Here is a 16406-nt window from a genome sequence, read left to right on the forward strand (position 1 = left end):
GGCGCGGGCGTTGTTGCTAAAGTAATGAGCTAATTATTTAATAATTAGTTTTGAGCTTAAAAAGGGTGCTTCGGCACCCTTTTTGCTATTTGGAAAACAGCAGTGGATATATATTCCACACAATTTGTTGCCTTAATTTTTACTCCATTTTGCGGCTGGCTATTGTAATCATAATTATTCTCACTTACACTTTGTTCAGAAATTGAACGGGAGTGGTTATGTACGTTTGCTTGTGTAATGGCGTTAGCGATAAAAAAATTCGCCAAGCGGTGCGCCAATTTCATCCGCAGTCTTTCCAACAATTAAGAAAATGTATTCCTATTGGAAATCAATGTGGTAAGTGCGTACGTGCCGCAAGAGAAGTGATGGAAGACGAATTAATGCAAATGCCCGAGTTCAAAGAGATCGCCTAACCTCTATTTCTTTTTTTGACATCCCGGTAGCCCGTTCTACGCTTCAATTAGTGGAAGCGGAGGGTCTATATAATGAAAGGTGATGTTAAGATTATAAATTATCTCAATAAATTATTGGGAAATGAGCTTGTCGCAATCAATCAATACTTTCTCCACGCGAGAATGTTCAAAAACTGGGGCCTGATGCGCCTCAACGATATCGAGTATCACGAATCCATTGATGAAATGAAACATGCCGATCAATACATCGAGCGTATTCTGTTTCTCGAAGGGATCCCCAATCTGCAGGATCTTGGCAAGCTACATATCGGCGAAGATGTTGAAGAGATGCTGCAGTCAGATCTTAAACTTGAGTTAGATGGTGCGAAGGATCTGCGTGAGGCCATCGCCTATGCGGATAGCGTTCATGACTATGTGAGCCGTGATATGTTGATTACTATCCTTACCGAAGAAGAACATCATATCGATTGGCTGGAAACCGAGCTCGAACTTATTGGCAAAATCGGACTACAAAACTATCTGCAGTCACAGATTAAAGTCGCAGATTAAGCATAGATACACCTGCAAGAATAAAACCCGCTGCCCCCATAAATGGGCCAAATGGCAGTGGGTTTTTCATTTCCGCCGCAGTTTGGTGATATAGCGCTCTACCTCCAGTAAACAGGCAGGCCATTCCTGCCGCTATCATCATTAACACCGGGAGTTGTTGCCAGCCGTGCCACGCTCCGAGTGCCGCGAGATATTTCACGTCCCCATAACCCAATCCTTCACGGTGGCGAATAATCCGATACCCCCAGTAGAGCAGCGCCATGACGCTATAGCCGGCAATTGAACCCCAAAGTGCGTCGGTAATTTGTAAGGGAAACTGGCATAGATGAAAGATTATGCCAGACCAAAGCAAGGGACAGGTGAAGCGGTCTGGCAACAGGCCGGTAGAGATGTCGTGCCAGCAGAGAAGGATGCTGAAATACAGATATAGAAAAAAGAAAAGCAGCGTGAAAAGGTCCATTTGTTGGCATCCGCAGTAAAGAACAAAAGAAGTGTGTGGTAACGGGGGAGGGGGGGCAAAGAGAATGCGCTGGATATACGTGTAGATATCCAGAGTATTGCTCCGGTTACATAATGTTCAGGACAGCGTGCGGCGAAGCTCCCAGCTCAGAGTGAGTAATTTATAAACACGACTTGCTTCATATGGGTATTTGTGTATAATGCGCGGGCTTGTCTAATATTGACAGCGGTTCGATATGAGCCACCGGTACTGCGAAAGCGATACCAGACAATGTTCCCAATCGGGGAACTCTGTAAGAACGGTTACACTCTCCCATCAATCGTAATGGGTTTGAGGAGTAACTATTTCGTCTATAAAATAATTGGAGCTCTGGTCTCATGCAGAACCAAAGAATCCGTATCCGTTTGAAAGCGTTTGATCATCGTCTGATCGATCAATCAACCGCGGAAATCGTCGAGACTGCCAAGCGCACTGGTGCGCAGGTTCGTGGTCCGATCCCGCTGCCGACCCGCAAAGAGCGCTTTACCGTTCTGATCTCCCCGCACGTTAACAAAGACGCGCGTGATCAGTACGAAATTCGCACTCACAAGCGTCTGGTTGACATCGTTGAGCCAACTGAAAAAACCGTTGATGCTCTGATGCGTCTGGACCTGGCTGCCGGTGTAGACGTGCAGATCAGCCTGGGTTAATCAGGTCATCGAGCGATTGAGAGGTTGATACAATGATTGGTTTAGTCGGTAAAAAAGTGGGTATGACCCGCATCTTCACTGAAGATGGCGTCTCTATCCCAGTAACCGTAATCGAAGTCGAAGCAAACCGCGTTACTCAGATCAAAGATCTGGCTAACGATGGCTACCGCGCTGTTCAGGTTACCACTGGTGCTAAAAAAGCTAACCGTGTAACCAAGCCGGAAGCTGGCCACTTTGCTAAAGCTGGCGTAGAAGCTGGCCGCGGCCTGTGGGAGTTCCGTCTGGCAGATGGTGAAGAATACACCGTTGGTCAGAACATTAGCGTTGAACTGTTTGCAGACGTTAAAAAAGTTGACGTAACCGGTACCTCTAAAGGTAAAGGTTTCGCTGGTACCGTTAAGCGCTGGAACTTCCGTACCCAGGACGCTACTCACGGTAACTCCTTGTCTCACCGCGTTCCGGGTTCTATCGGTCAGAACCAGACTCCGGGCAAAGTGTTCAAAGGCAAGAAAATGGCAGGTCAGCTGGGCAACGAACGTGTCACTGTTCAGAGCCTGGACGTAGTACGCGTTGACGCTGAGCGCAACCTGCTGCTGGTTAAAGGTGGTGTTCCGGGTGCAACCGGCTGCGACCTGATCGTTAAACCAGCTGTGAAGGCGTAAGGGGATAGCAATGGAATTAGTATTGAAAGACGCGCAGAGCGCGCTGACTGTTTCCGAAACTACCTTCGGTCGTGATTTCAACGAAGCGCTGGTTCACCAGGTTGTTGTTGCTTATGCAGCTGGTGCTCGTCAGGGTACTCGTGCTCAGAAGACTCGTGCTGAAGTAACTGGTTCAGGCAAAAAGCCATGGCGCCAGAAAGGTACCGGCCGTGCGCGTTCAGGTTCTATCAAGAGCCCGATCTGGCGTTCAGGTGGCGTGACCTTCGCTGCTCGTCCACAGGACCACAGTCAAAAAGTTAACAAAAAGATGTACCGCGGCGCGCTGAAAAGCATTCTGTCCGAACTGGTACGTCAGGATCGTCTGATCGTTGTCGAATCATTCTCTGTTGAAGCGCCTAAAACTAAGCTGCTGGCACAGAAACTGAAAGACATGGCTCTGGAAGATGTGCTGATCATCACCGGTGAGCTGGACGAAAACCTGTTCCTGGCTGCGCGCAACCTGCACAAGGTTGACGTACGCGATGCAACTGGTATCGACCCGGTTAGCCTGATCGCCTTCGACAAAGTCGTAATGACTGCTGATGCTGTTAAGCAAGTTGAGGAGATGCTGGCATGATTCGTGAAGAACGTCTGCTGAAGGTGCTGCGCGCACCGCACGTTTCTGAAAAAGCGTCTTCTGCGATGGAAAAAACAAACACCATCGTTCTCAAAGTTGCTAAAGACGCGACCAAAGCAGAAATCAAAGCTGCTGTGCAGAAACTGTTTGAAGTCGAAGTCGAAGTCGTTAACACCCTGGTAGTTAAAGGGAAAGTTAAACGTCACGGACAGCGTATCGGTCGTCGTAGCGACTGGAAAAAAGCTTACGTCACCCTGAAGGAAGGCCAGAATCTGGACTTCGTCGGCGGCGCTGAGTAAGTCGGAGGAGTAATACAATGGCAGTTGTTAAATGCAAACCGACATCTCCGGGTCGTCGCCACGTAGTTAAAGTGGTCAACCCAGAGCTGCACAAGGGCAAACCTTTTGCTCCGCTGGTTGAAAAAAACAGCAAATCCGGTGGTCGTAACAACAATGGCCGCATCACCACTCGTCACATCGGTGGTGGTCACAAGCAGGCTTACCGTATTGTTGACTTCAAACGCAACAAAGATGGTATCCCAGCTGTTGTTGAGCGTCTTGAGTACGATCCGAACCGTTCCGCGAACATCGCGCTGGTTCTGTACAAAGATGGCGAACGCCGTTACATCCTGGCCCCTAAAGGCCTGAAAGCTGGCGACCAGATTCAGTCTGGCGTTGATGCTGCAATCAAAGCAGGTAACACCCTGCCGATGCGCAATATCCCGGTTGGTTCTACCGTTCATAACGTAGAAATGAAACCAGGTAAAGGCGGTCAGCTGGCACGTTCCGCTGGTACTTACGTTCAGATCGTTGCTCGTGATGGTGCTTATGTCACCCTGCGTCTGCGTTCTGGTGAAATGCGTAAAGTCGAAGCAGACTGCCGTGCAACCATGGGCGAAGTTGGCAATGCTGAGCATATGCTGCGCGTTCTGGGGAAAGCAGGTGCTGCACGCTGGCGTGGTGTTCGTCCTACCGTTCGCGGTACTGCGATGAACCCAGTCGATCACCCACATGGTGGTGGTGAAGGTCGTAACTTTGGTAAGCACCCGGTTTCCCCGTGGGGCCTGCAGACCAAAGGTAAGAAGACCCGCAGCAACAAGCGTACTGATAAATTCATCGTACGTCGCCGTAGCAAATAATTTTAGAGGATAAGCCATGCCACGTTCTCTCAAGAAAGGTCCTTTTATTGACCTGCACTTGCTGAAGAAGGTAGAGAAAGCGGTGGAAAGCGGAGACAAGAAGCCCCTGCGCACTTGGTCCCGTCGTTCAACGATCTTTCCTAACATGATCGGTTTGACCATCGCTGTCCATAATGGTCGTCAGCACGTTCCAGTCTTTGTTTCCGACGAAATGGTTGGTCACAAACTGGGTGAATTCGCACCGACTCGTACTTATCGCGGCCATGCTGCTGATAAAAAAGCGAAGAAGAAATAAGGTAGGAGGAAGAGATGGAAACTTTAGCTCAACATCGCCATGCTCGTTCTTCTGCTCAGAAGGTTCGCCTTGTTGCTGACCTGATTCGCGGTAAGAAAGTGTCGCAGGCCCTGGATATTCTGACCTACACCGACAAAAAAGCGGCTGTACTGGTTAAGAAAGTACTGGAATCTGCCATTGCTAACGCTGAACACAACGATGGCGCTGACATTGATGATCTGAAAGTTGCGAAAATTTTCGTAGACGAAGGCCCAAGCATGAAGCGCATTATGCCGCGTGCTAAAGGTCGTGCAGATCGCATCCTGAAGCGCACCAGCCACATTACTGTGGTTGTGTCCGATCGCTGAGACTCTGGAGACTAGCAATGGGTCAGAAAGTACATCCTAATGGTATTCGCCTGGGTATTGTCAAACCATGGAACTCTACCTGGTTCGCGAACACCAAAGAATTCGCTGACAACCTGGACAGCGATTTTAAAGTACGTCAGTACCTGACAAAGGAACTGGCAAAGGCGTCCGTATCTCGTATCGTTATCGAGCGTCCAGCTAAGAGCATCCGTGTGACTATTCACACCGCTCGTCCTGGCATCGTTATCGGTAAGAAAGGCGAAGACGTAGAAAAACTGCGCAAGGTCGTAGCGGATATCGCTGGCGTTCCTGCTCAGATCAATATCGCTGAAGTTCGTAAGCCTGAACTGGACGCTAAATTGGTTGCTGACAGCATCACTTCTCAGCTGGAACGTCGCGTTATGTTCCGTCGTGCTATGAAGCGTGCTGTACAGAACGCAATGCGTCTGGGCGCTAAAGGTATCAAAGTTGAAGTTAGCGGCCGTCTGGGCGGCGCGGAAATCGCACGTACCGAATGGTACCGTGAAGGTCGCGTACCGCTGCACACTCTGCGTGCTGACATCGACTACAACACCTCTGAAGCGCACACCACTTACGGTGTAATTGGCGTTAAGGTATGGATCTTCAAAGGTGAGATCCTGGGTGGTATGGCTGCTGTTGAACAACCGGAAAAACCGGCTGCTCAACCTAAAAAGCAGCAGCGTAAAGGCCGGAAATAAGGAGCGTCGCTGATGTTACAACCAAAGCGTACAAAATTCCGTAAAGTGCACAAAGGCCGCAACCGTGGTCTGGCGCAGGGTACGGATGTTAGCTTCGGCAGCTTCGGCCTGAAAGCTGTTGGCCGTGGTCGTCTGACTGCACGTCAGATCGAAGCAGCACGTCGTGCAATGACCCGTGCAGTTAAGCGTCAAGGTAAGATCTGGATCCGTGTATTCCCGGACAAACCGATCACCGAGAAACCGCTGGCAGTGCGTATGGGTAAAGGTAAAGGTAACGTGGAGTATTGGGTTGCCTTGATTCAGCCGGGTAAAGTCCTGTATGAAATGGACGGTGTTCCGGAAGAGCTGGCCCGTGAAGCATTCGGCCTCGCTGCAGCGAAACTGCCGATCAAAACCACCTTTGTAACTAAGACGGTGATGTAATGAAAGCAAAAGAGCTGCGTGAAAAAAGCGTTGAAGAGCTGAACGCTGAGCTGCTGAACCTGCTGCGTGAGCAGTTCAACCTGCGCATGCAGGCTGCAAGCGGCCAGCTGCAACAGACTCACCTGCTGAAGCAGGTTCGTCGTGATGTTGCACGCGTTAAGACTTTACTGACTCAGAAGGCGGGTGCGTAATGACCGATAAAATCCGTACTCTGCAAGGTCGCGTAGTTAGTGACAAAATGGAGAAATCCATTGTTGTTGCTATCGAACGTATGGTGAAACACCCGGTATACGGCAAATTCATCAAACGTACGACCAAACTGCACGTACATGACGAGAACAACGAATGTGGTATCGGCGACAAGGTTGAAATCCGTGAATGCCGTCCACTGTCCAAGACTAAGTCCTGGACGCTGGTTCGCGTTGTAGAGAAAGCGATTCTGTAATACAGTACTCGTTCTCGATACGAATAGACGGCTCAGCAATGGGCCGTCTATTTTTTCTACCCATATCGTTTAAGCGGTGTTATAATGCCGCGCCCTCGATATGGGGCTTTATAATGACCTGATTTCGGGTCTCAGTAGTAGTTGACATTAGCGGAGCACTAAAATGATCCAAGAACAGACTATGCTGAACGTCGCCGACAACTCCGGTGCACGTCGCGTAATGTGTATCAAGGTTCTGGGTGGCTCGCACCGTCGCTACGCAGGCGTAGGCGACATCATCAAGATCACCATCAAGGAAGCAATTCCACGTGGTAAGGTCAAAAAAGGTGATGTGCTGAAGGCGGTAGTGGTGCGCACCAAGAAGGGTGTTCGTCGCCCGGACGGTTCTGTCATTCGCTTCGATGGTAATGCATGCGTTATTTTAAACAATAACAGCGAGCAACCTATCGGTACGCGTATTTTTGGGCCGGTAACTCGTGAACTTCGTAACGAGAAGTTCATGAAAATTATCTCTCTGGCACCAGAAGTACTCTAAGGAGCGAATCATGGCAGCGAAGATCCGTCGTGATGACGAAGTTATCGTGTTAACCGGTAAAGATAAAGGTAAACGCGGTAAAGTAAAAAATGTCCTGTCTTCCGGCAAGGTCATTGTTGAAGGTATCAACCTGGTTAAGAAACATCAGAAGCCGGTTCCGGCCCTGAACCAACCAGGCGGCATCGTAGAGAAAGAATCAGCGATTCAGATCTCTAACCTTGCTATCTTCAACGCGGCTACCGGCAAGGCTGACCGTGTAGGCTTTAGATTCGAAGACGGCAAAAAAGTCCGTTTCTTCAAGTCTAACAGCGAAACTATCAAGTAATTTGGAGTAGTACGATGGCGAAACTGCATGATTACTACAAAGACGAAGTAGTCGCTAAACTCATGACTGAGTTTAACTACAATTCTGTCATGCAAGTCCCTCGGGTCGAGAAGATCACCCTGAACATGGGTGTTGGTGAAGCGATCGCTGACAAGAAACTGCTGGATAACGCAGCAGCTGACCTGACAGCAATCTCCGGTCAAAAACCGCTGATCACCAAAGCACGCAAATCAGTTGCAGGCTTCAAAATCCGTCAGGGCTATCCGATCGGCTGTAAAGTAACTCTGCGTGGCGAACGCATGTGGGAGTTCTTTGAGCGCCTGATCACTATTGCTGTTCCACGTATCCGTGACTTCCGTGGCTTGTCCGCTAAGTCTTTCGACGGTCGTGGTAACTACAGCATGGGTGTCCGTGAGCAGATCATCTTCCCAGAAATCGACTACGATAAAGTCGACCGCGTGCGTGGTTTGGATATTACCATTACCACTACTGCGAAATCTGACGAAGAAGGCCGTGCTCTGCTGGCTGCCTTTGACTTCCCGTTCCGCAAGTAAGGTAGGGTTACTGAATGGCTAAGCAATCAATGAAAGCACGCGAAGTAAAGCGCGTAGCTTTAGCTGACAAGTACTTCGCAAAACGCGCTGAACTGAAAGCTATTATCTCTGATGTGAACGCGACCGACGAAGATCGTTGGAACGCAGTTCTGAAGCTGCAGTCTCTGCCGCGTGATTCCAGCCCGTCCCGTCAGCGTAACCGCTGCCGCCAGACAGGTCGTCCGCATGGCTATGTGGGCAAGTTCGGGTTGAGCCGCATCAAGTTACGTGAAGCCGCAATGCGCGGTGAAGTACCAGGCTTGAAAAAGGCTAGCTGGTAATTACCAATTGAATCACGGGAGTAAAGACAGATGAGCATGCAAGATCCGATCGCGGATATGCTGACCCGTATCCGTAACGGTCAGGCCGCGAATAAAGCTGCGGTCACCATGCCTTCCTCCAAGCTGAAAGTGGCAATTGCCAACGTGCTGAAGGAAGAAGGTTTTATTGAAGATTTTAAAGTTGAAGGCGACACCAAGCCGGAACTGGAACTTACTCTTAAGTATTTCCAGGGTAAAGCTGTTGTAGAAAGCATTCAGCGTGTCAGTCGCCCAGGTCTGCGCATTTATAAGCGTAAAGACGAGCTGCCAAAAGTTATGGCTGGCATGGGTATCGCAGTTGTTTCTACCTCTAAAGGTGTTATGACTGATCGTGCAGCGCGCCAGGCTGGTCTTGGTGGCGAAATTATCTGCTACGTAGCCTAATCGGAGGAAAAAATGTCTCGTGTTGCTAAAGCACCGGTCGTTGTTCCTGCCGGCGTTGATGTAAAAATCAACGGTCAGGTTATTACGATCAAAGGTAAAAACGGCGAGCTGACTCGTACTATCAACGATGCTGTTGTAGTTAATCATGCAGATAATGCACTGACCTTCGGTCCACGTGATGGTTACGTAGACGGTTGGGCTCAGGCTGGTACCGCGCGTGCCCTGCTGAACTCAATGGTTGTCGGTGTTACCGAAGGCTTCACTAAGAAGCTGCAGCTGGTTGGTGTAGGTTATCGTGCAGCGGTTAAAGGGAATGTAGTAAACCTGGCTTTAGGTTTCTCTCACCCTGTTGACCATCAGCTGCCTGCAGGTATTACGGCAGAATGCCCGACTCAAACTGAAATCGTGCTGAAAGGCGCTGATAAGCAGGTGATCGGTCAGGTTGCTGCAGATCTGCGTGCCTACCGTCGTCCTGAGCCTTACAAAGGCAAGGGTGTTCGTTACGCCGACGAAGTCGTGCGTACCAAAGAGGCTAAGAAGAAGTAAGGTAACACTATGGATAAGAAATCTGCTCGTATCCGTCGTGCGACCCGCGCACGCCGCAAGCTCCAGGAGCTGGGTGCAACTCGCCTGGTGGTACATCGTACCCCGCGTCATATTTACGCACAGGTAATTGCACCAAACGGTTCCGAAGTTCTGGTAGCTGCTTCTACTGTAGAAAAAGCTATCACTGAACAACTGAAGTACACCGGTAACAAAGACGCTGCAGCAGCTGTGGGTAAAGCTGTCGCCGAACGCGCTCTGGAAAAAGGCATCAAAGTTGTGTCCTTTGACCGTTCCGGGTTCCAATATCATGGTCGCGTCCAGGCACTGGCAGATGCTGCCCGTGAAGCTGGCCTTCAGTTCTAAGGTAGAGGTGTAAGATGTCTCACATCGAAAAACAAGCTGGCGAACTGCAGGAAAAGCTGATCGCGGTAAACCGCGTATCTAAAACCGTAAAAGGTGGTCGTATTTTCTCCTTCACAGCTCTGACTGTAGTAGGCGATGGTAACGGTCGCGTTGGTTTTGGTTACGGTAAAGCGCGTGAAGTTCCAGCAGCAATCCAGAAAGCGATGGAAAAAGCTCGTCGCAATATGATTAACGTCGCGCTGAATACCGGCACCCTGCAGCACCCAGTTAAGGGTACTCACACAGGTTCTCGTGTATTCATGCAGCCGGCTTCCGAAGGTACCGGTATCATCGCCGGTGGTGCAATGCGCGCCGTTCTGGAAGTCGCTGGGGTTCGTAACGTTCTGGCTAAAGCGTATGGTTCCACTAACCCGATTAACGTGGTTCGTGCAACTATCGACGGTCTGGAAAATATGAAATCTCCAGAAATGGTCGCTGCCAAGCGTGGTAAATCCGTTGAAGAAATTCTGGGGAAATAAACCATGGCAAAGACTATTAAAATTACTCAAACCCGCAGTGCAATCGGTCGTCTGCCGAAACACAAGGCAACGCTGCTTGGCCTGGGTCTGCGTCGTATTGGTCACACCGTAGAGCGCGAGGATACTCCTGCTGTTCGTGGTATGGTCAACGCGGTTTACTTCATGGTTAAAGTTGAGGAGTAAGAGATGCGTTTAAATACTCTGTCTCCGGCCGAAGGCTCTAAAAAGGCGGGTCGCCGCCTGGGTCGTGGTATCGGTTCTGGCCTCGGTAAAACCGGCGGTCGTGGTCACAAAGGTCAGAAGTCTCGTTCTGGCGGTGGCGTACGTCGTGGTTTCGAGGGCGGCCAGATGCCTCTGTACCGTCGTCTGCCGAAATTCGGCTTCACTTCTCGCAAAGCAGCGATCACAGCGGAAATCCGTCTGTCTGACCTGGCGAAAGTGGAAGGCGGTATTGTTGACCTGAGCACGCTGAAAGCAGCTAACATTATCGGTGTCCAGATCGAGTTCGCGAAAGTGATCCTGGCTGGTGAAGTTTCTACTCCGGTAACTGTTCGTGGCCTGCGCGTGTCGAAAGGCGCTCGTGCTGCTATCGAAGCTGCTGGCGGTAAAATCGAGGAATAAGTAGCAGATGGCTAAACAACCGGGATTAGATTTTCAAAGTGCCAAAGGTGGCTTAGGCGAGCTGAAACGCAGACTGCTGTTTGTAATCGGTGCGCTTATTGTGTTCCGTATTGGCTCTTTTATTCCGATCCCTGGTATTGATGCCGCTGTACTTGCCAAACTGCTTGAGCAACAGCGAGGCACCATCATTGAAATGTTTAACATGTTCTCTGGTGGTGCTCTCAGCCGTGCTTCGATCTTTGCTCTGGGGATCATGCCGTATATTTCGGCGTCGATCATTATCCAGCTGCTGACGGTGGTTCATCCAACGCTGGCAGAAATTAAGAAAGAAGGGGAGTCTGGTCGTCGTAAGATCAGCCAGTATACCCGTTACGGCACTCTGGTGCTGGCGATATTCCAGTCGATCGGTATTGCTACCGGTCTACCGAATATGCCTGGTATGCAGGGCCTGGTAATCAATCCAGGCTTTGCATTCTATTTCACCGCTGTTGTGAGTCTGGTTACAGGGACTATGTTCCTGATGTGGCTCGGCGAACAGATTACTGAACGTGGTATCGGTAACGGTATCTCAATCATTATCTTCGCTGGTATCGTTGCGGGACTCCCGCCAGCCATTGCCCATACAATCGAGCAAGCGCGTCAAGGCGACCTGCACTTCCTCCTGTTGCTGTTGGTTGCAGTATTAGTGTTTGCAGTGACGTTCTTTGTTGTATTCGTTGAACGTGGTCAACGCCGCATTGTGGTAAACTACGCTAAACGTCAGCAAGGTCGTCGTGTCTATGCTGCACAGAGCACACATTTACCGCTGAAAGTGAATATGGCCGGGGTTATCCCAGCAATCTTCGCTTCCAGTATTATTCTGTTCCCGGCGACCATCGCGTCATGGTTCGGGGGCGGTACCGGTTGGAACTGGCTGACAACAATTTCGCTGTATTTGCAGCCTGGGCAACCGCTTTATGTGTTACTCTATGCGTCTGCAATCATCTTCTTCTGTTTCTTCTACACGGCGTTGGTCTTCAACCCGCGTGAAACAGCAGATAACCTGAAGAAGTCCGGTGCATTTGTACCAGGAATTCGTCCGGGAGAGCAAACGGCGAAGTATATCGATAAAGTAATGACCCGCCTGACTTTGGTCGGTGCTCTGTACATTACCTTTATCTGCCTGATCCCGGAGTTCATGCGTGATGCAATGAAAGTGCCGTTCTACTTCGGTGGTACATCACTGTTAATCGTTGTTGTCGTGATTATGGACTTTATGGCTCAAGTGCAAACTCTGATGATGTCAAGTCAGTACGAGTCTGCATTGAAGAAGGCGAACCTCAAAGGCTATAGCCGCTAAAAGGTCGCTAGAGAAGTTACGGAGAGTAAAAATGAAAGTTCGTGCTTCCGTCAAGAAATTATGCCGTAACTGCAAAATCGTTAAGCGTGATGGTGTCATCCGTGTGATTTGCAGTGCCGAGCCGAAGCATAAACAGCGCCAAGGCTGATTTTTTCGCATATTTTTCTTGCAAAGTTGGGTTGAGCTGGCTAGATTAGCCAGCCAATCTTTTGTATGTCTGTACGTTTCCATTTGAGTATCCTGAAAACGGGCTTTTCAGCATGGTGCGTACATATTAAATAGTAGGAGTGCATAGTGGCCCGTATAGCAGGCATTAACATTCCTGATCAGAAACATGCTGTGATCGCGTTAACCTCGATCTATGGCGTCGGTAAGACCCGTTCTAAGGCCATTCTGGCTGCAGCGGGTATCGCTGAAAATGTTAAGATCAGTGAGCTGTCTGAAGGACAAATCGACACGCTGCGTGACGAAGTTGCCAAATTTGTCGTTGAAGGTGATCTGCGCCGTGAAGTTAGCATGAGCATCAAGCGTCTTATGGATCTTGGTTGCTATCGCGGTTTGCGTCATCGTCGTGGTCTCCCGGTTCGCGGCCAGCGTACCAAGACCAACGCACGTACCCGTAAGGGTCCGCGCAAACCGATCAAGAAATAATCGGGGTGATTGAATAATGGCAAAGGCACCAGTTCGTGCACGTAAACGTGTAAGAAAACAAGTCTCTGATGGCGTGGCTCATATCCATGCTTCTTTTAACAACACCATCGTTACCATCTCTGATCGTCAGGGTAACGCACTGGGTTGGGCAACAGCCGGTGGTTCCGGTTTCCGTGGTTCTCGCAAATCCACTCCGTTTGCAGCTCAGGTTGCAGCAGAGCGTTGCGCTGAAGCCGTAAAAGATTACGGTATCAAGAATCTGGAAGTTATGGTTAAAGGTCCGGGTCCAGGCCGCGAATCTACTATTCGTGCTCTGAACGCCGCTGGTTTCCGCATCACTAATATTACTGATGTGACTCCGATCCCTCATAACGGTTGTCGTCCGCCGAAAAAACGTCGCGTATAACGCCTCGTTTCTAGGATTGTTGGAGAAAGAAAATGGCAAGATATTTGGGTCCTAAGCTCAAGCTGAGCCGTCGTGAGGGCACTGACTTATTCCTTAAGTCTGGCGTTCGCGCGATCGATACCAAGTGTAAAATTGAACAAGCTCCTGGCCAGCACGGTGCGCGTAAACCGCGTCTGTCTGACTATGGTGTGCAGTTGCGTGAAAAGCAAAAAGTTCGTCGTACTTACGGCGTGCTGGAGCGTCAGTTCCGTAACTATTATCAAGAAGCAGCACGTCTGAAAGGCAACACCGGTGAAAACCTGTTGACTCTGCTGGAAGGTCGTCTGGACAACGTAGTATACCGTATGGGCTTTGGCGCCACTCGTGCCGAGTCACGCCAGTTGGTTAGCCACAAAGCAATCATGGTAAACGGTCGTGTTGTTAACATCGCTTCTTATCAGGTTAAAGCGAATGACGTTGTTAGCATTCGTGAGAAAGCGAAAAAGCAATCTCGCGTTAAAGCCGCTCTGGAGCTGGCTGAACAGCGTGAAAAGCCAACCTGGCTGGAAGTTGATGCTGGCAAGATGGAAGGCACGTTCAAGCGTCAGCCTGAGCGTTCTGATCTGTCTGCGGACATTAACGAACACCTGATCGTCGAGCTTTACTCCAAGTAAAGCTTAGTACCAAAGAGAGGACACAATGCAGGGTTCTGTGACAGAGTTTCTAAAACCGCGCCTGGTAGATATCGAGCAAGTGAGTTCGACGCACGCCAAGGTGACCCTTGAGCCTTTAGAGCGTGGCTTCGGCCATACTTTGGGTAACGCACTGCGCCGTATTCTGCTCTCATCGATGCCGGGTTGCGCGGTGACCGAGGTTGAGATTGATGGTGTACTTCATGAGTACAGCACCAAAGAAGGCGTTCAGGAAGATATCCTTGAAATCCTGCTCAACCTGAAAGGGCTGGCGGTGAGAGTTCAGGGTAAAGATGAAGTTATTCTTACCTTGAATAAATCTGGCATTGGCCCTGTGACTGCAGCCGATATCACCCATGATGGGGATGTCGAAATCGTCAAGCCGCAACACGTGATCTGCCACCTGACCGATGAGAACGCAGCTATTAGCATGCGCATCAAAGTTCAGCGCGGACGTGGTTATGTGCCGGCTTCTGCCCGAATTCATTCGGAAGAAGATGAGCGCCCGATCGGCCGTCTGTTGGTCGACGCCTGCTACAGCCCTGTAGAGCGTATTGCCTACAATGTTGAAGCTGCGCGTGTAGAACAGCGTACCGACCTGGACAAGCTGGTCATCGAAATGGAAACCAACGGCACAATCGATCCTGAAGAGGCGATTCGTCGTGCGGCAACCATTCTGGCTGAACAACTTGAAGCTTTCGTTGACTTACGTGATGTACGTCAGCCGGAAGTTAAAGAAGAGAAACCAGAGTTCGATCCGATCCTGCTGCGCCCTGTTGACGATCTGGAATTGACTGTCCGCTCTGCTAACTGCCTCAAGGCAGAAGCTATCCACTATATCGGTGATCTGGTACAGCGTACCGAGGTTGAGTTGCTGAAAACGCCGAACCTGGGTAAAAAATCTCTTACTGAGATTAAAGACGTGCTGGCCTCCCGTGGACTGTCTCTGGGCATGCGCCTGGAAAACTGGCCACCGGCAAGCATTGCTGACGAGTAACCGGATCACAGGTTAAGGTTTTACTGAGAAGGATAAGGTCATGCGCCATCGTAAGAGTGGTCGTCAACTGAACCGCAACAGCAGCCATCGCCAGGCTATGTTCCGTAACATGGCTGGTTCGCTGGTTCGTCATGAAATCATCAAGACGACCCTGCCGAAAGCTAAAGAACTGCGTCGTGTAGTTGAGCCGCTGATTACTCTTGCCAAGACTGATAGCGTTGCTAATCGTCGTCTGGCATTCGCCCGTACTCGTGATAACGAGATCGTGGCAAAACTGTTTAACGAGCTGGGCCCGCGTTTCGCGAGCCGCGCCGGTGGTTACACTCGCATTCTGAAGTGTGGCTTCCGTGCAGGCGACAACGCGCCGATGGCATACATCGAGCTGGTTGATCGTGCTGAGCCGAAAGCAGAAGCAGCTGCAGAGTAATTTGCAGTAAAATAAAAAAACCCGCCTCGGCGGGTTTTTTTATATCCCCTCTTTCATCGCCCTTCTACAATACCCATATCTCTTTTAGCTGTTCCCTGGAGTTGCTGCATGTGGTTACTTGACCAGTGGGCTGAACGCCATATCACCGATGCCCAACGCAAAGGCGAGTTTGATAACCTTCCAGGACAAGGGGCCCCACTTATCCTTGATGATGACTCCTGCGTACCAGAGGAACTTCGTTCTGGATATCGGTTGTTGAAGAATGCGGGTTGCTTGCCTCCGGAGCTTCAACAGCGTAAAGAGGCGCTAGCATTAACCGACATGCTGAAAGGCATTCGTAAAGAAGATGAGGGCTACCAGGAATTGAGCCGACGCCTGGCGTTGATGGAGTTGAAATTGCAGCAAGCGGGGTTAAGCACCGATTTTTTACGCGGCGATTACGCTGATAAGCTTCTGCATAAAATTAATGAGGAGTCGTGATGTTCCGAATAGGTGAGCTCGCAAAATTAGCAGGTGTGACCCCTGATACCATTCGCTATTATGAAAAACAGCAGATGATGAGTCATGATGTGCGTACCGAAGGCGGCTTTCGTCTTTATACCACCGACGATCTTCAGCGTCTTAAGTTTATTCGCCACGCTCGGCAGTTAGGGTTTACGCTAGAATCGATCCGCGAGCTACTATCGATCCGCGTTGATCCTGAGCATCACACCTGTCAGGAATCTAAAGGGATCGTTCAGGCCCGATTAAGTGAGGTGGAATCTCGCATTGCGGAGTTGCAAGCAATGCAGCAGGCATTGAGCAAGCTGAACGATGCGTGTTGTGGAACGTCGCATAGCAGCGAATTTTGCTCTATTCTTGGCATTTTGGAGCAGGGAGCTGAAGTCAGCGGAAATGGATGTTGAGTCTTTTGATAATTAGATCTAAACTCGCCGCGTAATTTTTACACAATCA

General features: G+C 50.0%; 33 protein-coding genes. 32 read left to right on the top strand and 1 reads right to left on the bottom strand.

Annotated elements, in window-relative coordinates:
- Window positions 1-218 precede the first annotated feature (218 nt).
- The gene (gene bfd / locus KP80_RS22665) at window positions 219-413 is read left to right on the top strand and encodes a bacterioferritin-associated ferredoxin (protein WP_035894970.1); all 195 of its coding nucleotides are present in this window, start codon (window positions 219-221) and stop codon (window positions 411-413) included.
- A 72-nt stretch (window positions 414-485) separates the two neighbouring features.
- Window positions 486-962: a bacterioferritin gene (gene bfr / locus KP80_RS17295; protein ID WP_052284880.1), complete on the top strand. Its 477-nt coding sequence runs from the start codon at window positions 486-488 to the stop codon at window positions 960-962.
- Here bfr and KP80_RS17300 read toward each other — a convergent pair.
- Entirely contained in the window at window positions 946-1422 is a 477-nt protein-coding gene (locus tag KP80_RS17300; protein ID WP_052284881.1) for a prepilin peptidase, read from the bottom strand. The genes bfr and KP80_RS17300 overlap by 17 nt on opposite strands.
- Before the next feature lie 377 nt (window positions 1423-1799).
- On the opposite strand from KP80_RS17300, the gene rpsJ reads away from it, so the two are divergent.
- The 30 genes from rpsJ to zntR all read left to right on the top strand — a co-directional run bounded on the left by rpsJ (window position 1800) and on the right by zntR (window position 16357).
- A complete protein-coding gene (gene rpsJ, locus KP80_RS17305; RefSeq protein WP_001181005.1) occupies window positions 1800-2111 on the top strand; it encodes a 30S ribosomal protein S10 in 312 nt (103 codons plus the stop codon).
- A gap of 32 nt (window positions 2112-2143) precedes the next feature.
- Window positions 2144-2773 carry a 50S ribosomal protein L3 gene (rplC, locus tag KP80_RS17310; RefSeq protein WP_052284882.1) on the top strand — a complete coding sequence of 210 codons (630 nt, stop codon included), beginning with the start codon at window positions 2144-2146 and terminating at the stop codon, window positions 2771-2773.
- A 10-nt stretch (window positions 2774-2783) separates the two neighbouring features.
- Window positions 2784-3389, top strand: coding sequence for a 50S ribosomal protein L4 (gene rplD / locus KP80_RS17315; protein ID WP_003031119.1), 606 nt, complete (start codon window positions 2784-2786; stop codon window positions 3387-3389).
- Window positions 3386-3688, top strand: coding sequence for a 50S ribosomal protein L23 (gene rplW / locus KP80_RS17320; protein ID WP_052284883.1), 303 nt, complete (start codon window positions 3386-3388; stop codon window positions 3686-3688). The genes rplD and rplW overlap by 4 nt, the downstream gene beginning before the upstream one ends.
- A gap of 17 nt (window positions 3689-3705) precedes the next feature.
- On the top strand, window positions 3706-4527 hold the full coding sequence (gene rplB / locus KP80_RS17325; protein WP_052284884.1) for a 50S ribosomal protein L2: 822 nt from the start codon (window positions 3706-3708) through the stop codon (window positions 4525-4527).
- A 16-nt stretch (window positions 4528-4543) separates the two neighbouring features.
- Window positions 4544-4822 carry a 30S ribosomal protein S19 gene (rpsS, locus tag KP80_RS17330; RefSeq protein ID WP_001138115.1) on the top strand — a complete coding sequence of 93 codons (279 nt, stop codon included), beginning with the start codon at window positions 4544-4546 and terminating at the stop codon, window positions 4820-4822.
- Between the two features lie 14 nt (window positions 4823-4836).
- On the top strand, window positions 4837-5169 hold the full coding sequence (rplV, locus tag KP80_RS17335; RefSeq protein ID WP_052284885.1) for a 50S ribosomal protein L22: 333 nt from the start codon (window positions 4837-4839) through the stop codon (window positions 5167-5169).
- Window positions 5170-5186: 17 nt separating this feature from the next.
- The gene (gene rpsC / locus KP80_RS17340) at window positions 5187-5888 is read left to right on the top strand and encodes a 30S ribosomal protein S3 (RefSeq protein ID WP_000529945.1); all 702 of its coding nucleotides are present in this window, start codon (window positions 5187-5189) and stop codon (window positions 5886-5888) included.
- Between the two features lie 12 nt (window positions 5889-5900).
- Window positions 5901-6311, top strand: a complete 411-nt coding sequence (rplP, locus tag KP80_RS17345) for a 50S ribosomal protein L16 (protein ID WP_035894979.1) — start codon at window positions 5901-5903, stop codon at window positions 6309-6311.
- Window positions 6311-6502, top strand: coding sequence for a 50S ribosomal protein L29 (gene rpmC / locus KP80_RS17350; RefSeq protein WP_002919754.1), 192 nt, complete (start codon window positions 6311-6313; stop codon window positions 6500-6502). Before rplP ends, rpmC begins: the two co-directional genes overlap by 1 nt.
- On the top strand, window positions 6502-6756 hold the full coding sequence (rpsQ, locus tag KP80_RS17355) for a 30S ribosomal protein S17 (protein ID WP_052284886.1): 255 nt from the start codon (window positions 6502-6504) through the stop codon (window positions 6754-6756). Before rpmC ends, rpsQ begins: the two co-directional genes overlap by 1 nt.
- A 163-nt stretch (window positions 6757-6919) precedes the next feature.
- A complete protein-coding gene (gene rplN / locus KP80_RS17360; protein ID WP_000613954.1) occupies window positions 6920-7291 on the top strand; it encodes a 50S ribosomal protein L14 in 372 nt (123 codons plus the stop codon).
- 10 nt (window positions 7292-7301) lie between these two features.
- Window positions 7302-7616 carry a 50S ribosomal protein L24 gene (rplX, locus tag KP80_RS17365; protein ID WP_052284887.1) on the top strand — a complete coding sequence of 105 codons (315 nt, stop codon included), beginning with the start codon at window positions 7302-7304 and terminating at the stop codon, window positions 7614-7616.
- Between the two features lie 14 nt (window positions 7617-7630).
- Window positions 7631-8170 (top strand): 50S ribosomal protein L5, encoded by a 540-nt coding sequence (rplE, locus tag KP80_RS17370; protein ID WP_003031123.1) that lies wholly within the window; start codon window positions 7631-7633, stop codon window positions 8168-8170.
- A 14-nt stretch (window positions 8171-8184) separates the two neighbouring features.
- Entirely contained in the window at window positions 8185-8490 is a 306-nt protein-coding gene (gene rpsN, locus KP80_RS17375; RefSeq protein WP_003031125.1) for a 30S ribosomal protein S14, read from the top strand.
- 30 nt (window positions 8491-8520) lie between these two features.
- Window positions 8521-8913, top strand: coding sequence for a 30S ribosomal protein S8 (rpsH, locus tag KP80_RS17380; protein WP_003031127.1), 393 nt, complete (start codon window positions 8521-8523; stop codon window positions 8911-8913).
- Between the two features lie 12 nt (window positions 8914-8925).
- Window positions 8926-9459, top strand: a complete 534-nt coding sequence (gene rplF / locus KP80_RS17385; RefSeq protein ID WP_052284888.1) for a 50S ribosomal protein L6 — start codon at window positions 8926-8928, stop codon at window positions 9457-9459.
- A gap of 9 nt (window positions 9460-9468) precedes the next feature.
- Window positions 9469-9822 carry a 50S ribosomal protein L18 gene (gene rplR, locus KP80_RS17390; RefSeq protein WP_052284889.1) on the top strand — a complete coding sequence of 118 codons (354 nt, stop codon included), beginning with the start codon at window positions 9469-9471 and terminating at the stop codon, window positions 9820-9822.
- Window positions 9823-9836: 14 nt separating this feature from the next.
- Window positions 9837-10340 carry a 30S ribosomal protein S5 gene (gene rpsE / locus KP80_RS17395; protein WP_052284890.1) on the top strand — a complete coding sequence of 168 codons (504 nt, stop codon included), beginning with the start codon at window positions 9837-9839 and terminating at the stop codon, window positions 10338-10340.
- Between the two features lie 3 nt (window positions 10341-10343).
- On the top strand, window positions 10344-10523 hold the full coding sequence (gene rpmD, locus KP80_RS17400) for a 50S ribosomal protein L30 (protein ID WP_003863301.1): 180 nt from the start codon (window positions 10344-10346) through the stop codon (window positions 10521-10523).
- A 3-nt stretch (window positions 10524-10526) separates the two neighbouring features.
- Window positions 10527-10961, top strand: coding sequence for a 50S ribosomal protein L15 (gene rplO / locus KP80_RS17405; protein WP_052284891.1), 435 nt, complete (start codon window positions 10527-10529; stop codon window positions 10959-10961).
- A gap of 7 nt (window positions 10962-10968) precedes the next feature.
- Window positions 10969-12300: a preprotein translocase subunit SecY gene (gene secY, locus KP80_RS17410; RefSeq protein WP_035894987.1), complete on the top strand. Its 1332-nt coding sequence runs from the start codon at window positions 10969-10971 to the stop codon at window positions 12298-12300.
- Between the two features lie 31 nt (window positions 12301-12331).
- Window positions 12332-12448, top strand: a complete 117-nt coding sequence (rpmJ, locus tag KP80_RS17415; protein ID WP_000868187.1) for a 50S ribosomal protein L36 — start codon at window positions 12332-12334, stop codon at window positions 12446-12448.
- A 146-nt stretch (window positions 12449-12594) separates the two neighbouring features.
- Complete coding sequence (gene rpsM / locus KP80_RS17420) at window positions 12595-12951, top strand: 30S ribosomal protein S13 (RefSeq protein WP_052284892.1); 357 nt, start codon at window positions 12595-12597, stop codon at window positions 12949-12951.
- Between the two features lie 16 nt (window positions 12952-12967).
- Complete coding sequence (gene rpsK, locus KP80_RS17425) at window positions 12968-13357, top strand: 30S ribosomal protein S11 (RefSeq protein WP_043081126.1); 390 nt, start codon at window positions 12968-12970, stop codon at window positions 13355-13357.
- A gap of 32 nt (window positions 13358-13389) precedes the next feature.
- The gene (gene rpsD, locus KP80_RS17430) at window positions 13390-14010 is read left to right on the top strand and encodes a 30S ribosomal protein S4 (protein WP_052284893.1); all 621 of its coding nucleotides are present in this window, start codon (window positions 13390-13392) and stop codon (window positions 14008-14010) included.
- Between the two features lie 25 nt (window positions 14011-14035).
- Entirely contained in the window at window positions 14036-15025 is a 990-nt protein-coding gene (locus tag KP80_RS17435; RefSeq protein WP_002919219.1) for a DNA-directed RNA polymerase subunit alpha, read from the top strand.
- A gap of 40 nt (window positions 15026-15065) precedes the next feature.
- Window positions 15066-15452, top strand: coding sequence for a 50S ribosomal protein L17 (gene rplQ / locus KP80_RS17440; protein WP_002919206.1), 387 nt, complete (start codon window positions 15066-15068; stop codon window positions 15450-15452).
- Between the two features lie 108 nt (window positions 15453-15560).
- Window positions 15561-15932, top strand: coding sequence for a DUF1992 domain-containing protein (locus tag KP80_RS17445; protein WP_052284894.1), 372 nt, complete (start codon window positions 15561-15563; stop codon window positions 15930-15932).
- Complete coding sequence (gene zntR / locus KP80_RS17450; protein ID WP_052284895.1) at window positions 15932-16357, top strand: Zn(2+)-responsive transcriptional regulator; 426 nt, start codon at window positions 15932-15934, stop codon at window positions 16355-16357. Before KP80_RS17445 ends, zntR begins: the two co-directional genes overlap by 1 nt.
- Window positions 16358-16406 lie beyond the last annotated feature (49 nt).

The organism is Kluyvera genomosp. 1 (assembly GCF_001266615.1).
Classification (GTDB): Bacteria; Pseudomonadota; Gammaproteobacteria; order Enterobacterales; family Enterobacteriaceae; genus Kluyvera; species Kluyvera cryocrescens_A.

Excerpts from the sequence above, each read along its gene's own strand:
- rpsN (WP_003031125.1), top strand. The coding sequence starts at position 8,185 with ATGGCTAAGCAATCAATGAAAGCACGCGAAGTAAAGCGCGTAGCTTTA.
- rplX (WP_052284887.1), top strand. The coding sequence starts at position 7,302 with ATGGCAGCGAAGATCCGTCGTGATGACGAAGTTATCGTGTTAACCGGT.
- KP80_RS17300 (WP_052284881.1), bottom strand. The coding sequence starts at position 1,422 with ATGGACCTTTTCACGCTGCTTTTCTTTTTTCTATATCTGTATTTCAGC.
- rplW (WP_052284883.1), top strand. The coding sequence starts at position 3,386 with ATGATTCGTGAAGAACGTCTGCTGAAGGTGCTGCGCGCACCGCACGTT.
- rplF (WP_052284888.1), top strand. The coding sequence starts at position 8,926 with ATGTCTCGTGTTGCTAAAGCACCGGTCGTTGTTCCTGCCGGCGTTGAT.
- rpsD (WP_052284893.1), top strand. The coding sequence starts at position 13,390 with ATGGCAAGATATTTGGGTCCTAAGCTCAAGCTGAGCCGTCGTGAGGGC.
- rplV (WP_052284885.1), top strand. The coding sequence starts at position 4,837 with ATGGAAACTTTAGCTCAACATCGCCATGCTCGTTCTTCTGCTCAGAAG.
- rpmJ (WP_000868187.1), top strand. The coding sequence starts at position 12,332 with ATGAAAGTTCGTGCTTCCGTCAAGAAATTATGCCGTAACTGCAAAATC.
- rpsS (WP_001138115.1), top strand. The coding sequence starts at position 4,544 with ATGCCACGTTCTCTCAAGAAAGGTCCTTTTATTGACCTGCACTTGCTG.
- rplP (WP_035894979.1), top strand. The coding sequence starts at position 5,901 with ATGTTACAACCAAAGCGTACAAAATTCCGTAAAGTGCACAAAGGCCGC.
- rpsK (WP_043081126.1), top strand. The coding sequence starts at position 12,968 with ATGGCAAAGGCACCAGTTCGTGCACGTAAACGTGTAAGAAAACAAGTC.
- rplC (WP_052284882.1), top strand. The coding sequence starts at position 2,144 with ATGATTGGTTTAGTCGGTAAAAAAGTGGGTATGACCCGCATCTTCACT.
- secY (WP_035894987.1), top strand. The coding sequence starts at position 10,969 with ATGGCTAAACAACCGGGATTAGATTTTCAAAGTGCCAAAGGTGGCTTA.
- rplB (WP_052284884.1), top strand. The coding sequence starts at position 3,706 with ATGGCAGTTGTTAAATGCAAACCGACATCTCCGGGTCGTCGCCACGTA.
- rplR (WP_052284889.1), top strand. The coding sequence starts at position 9,469 with ATGGATAAGAAATCTGCTCGTATCCGTCGTGCGACCCGCGCACGCCGC.
- rplN (WP_000613954.1), top strand. The coding sequence starts at position 6,920 with ATGATCCAAGAACAGACTATGCTGAACGTCGCCGACAACTCCGGTGCA.
- rpsJ (WP_001181005.1), top strand. The coding sequence starts at position 1,800 with ATGCAGAACCAAAGAATCCGTATCCGTTTGAAAGCGTTTGATCATCGT.
- rpsC (WP_000529945.1), top strand. The coding sequence starts at position 5,187 with ATGGGTCAGAAAGTACATCCTAATGGTATTCGCCTGGGTATTGTCAAA.
- rpmD (WP_003863301.1), top strand. The coding sequence starts at position 10,344 with ATGGCAAAGACTATTAAAATTACTCAAACCCGCAGTGCAATCGGTCGT.
- zntR (WP_052284895.1), top strand. The coding sequence starts at position 15,932 with ATGTTCCGAATAGGTGAGCTCGCAAAATTAGCAGGTGTGACCCCTGAT.
- KP80_RS17435 (WP_002919219.1), top strand. The coding sequence starts at position 14,036 with ATGCAGGGTTCTGTGACAGAGTTTCTAAAACCGCGCCTGGTAGATATC.
- rplQ (WP_002919206.1), top strand. The coding sequence starts at position 15,066 with ATGCGCCATCGTAAGAGTGGTCGTCAACTGAACCGCAACAGCAGCCAT.
- rpmC (WP_002919754.1), top strand. The coding sequence starts at position 6,311 with ATGAAAGCAAAAGAGCTGCGTGAAAAAAGCGTTGAAGAGCTGAACGCT.
- rpsH (WP_003031127.1), top strand. The coding sequence starts at position 8,521 with ATGAGCATGCAAGATCCGATCGCGGATATGCTGACCCGTATCCGTAAC.
- rpsE (WP_052284890.1), top strand. The coding sequence starts at position 9,837 with ATGTCTCACATCGAAAAACAAGCTGGCGAACTGCAGGAAAAGCTGATC.
- bfd (WP_035894970.1), top strand. The coding sequence starts at position 219 with ATGTACGTTTGCTTGTGTAATGGCGTTAGCGATAAAAAAATTCGCCAA.
- bfr (WP_052284880.1), top strand. The coding sequence starts at position 486 with ATGAAAGGTGATGTTAAGATTATAAATTATCTCAATAAATTATTGGGA.
- rplO (WP_052284891.1), top strand. The coding sequence starts at position 10,527 with ATGCGTTTAAATACTCTGTCTCCGGCCGAAGGCTCTAAAAAGGCGGGT.
- rplE (WP_003031123.1), top strand. The coding sequence starts at position 7,631 with ATGGCGAAACTGCATGATTACTACAAAGACGAAGTAGTCGCTAAACTC.
- KP80_RS17445 (WP_052284894.1), top strand. The coding sequence starts at position 15,561 with ATGTGGTTACTTGACCAGTGGGCTGAACGCCATATCACCGATGCCCAA.
- rplD (WP_003031119.1), top strand. The coding sequence starts at position 2,784 with ATGGAATTAGTATTGAAAGACGCGCAGAGCGCGCTGACTGTTTCCGAA.
- rpsQ (WP_052284886.1), top strand. The coding sequence starts at position 6,502 with ATGACCGATAAAATCCGTACTCTGCAAGGTCGCGTAGTTAGTGACAAA.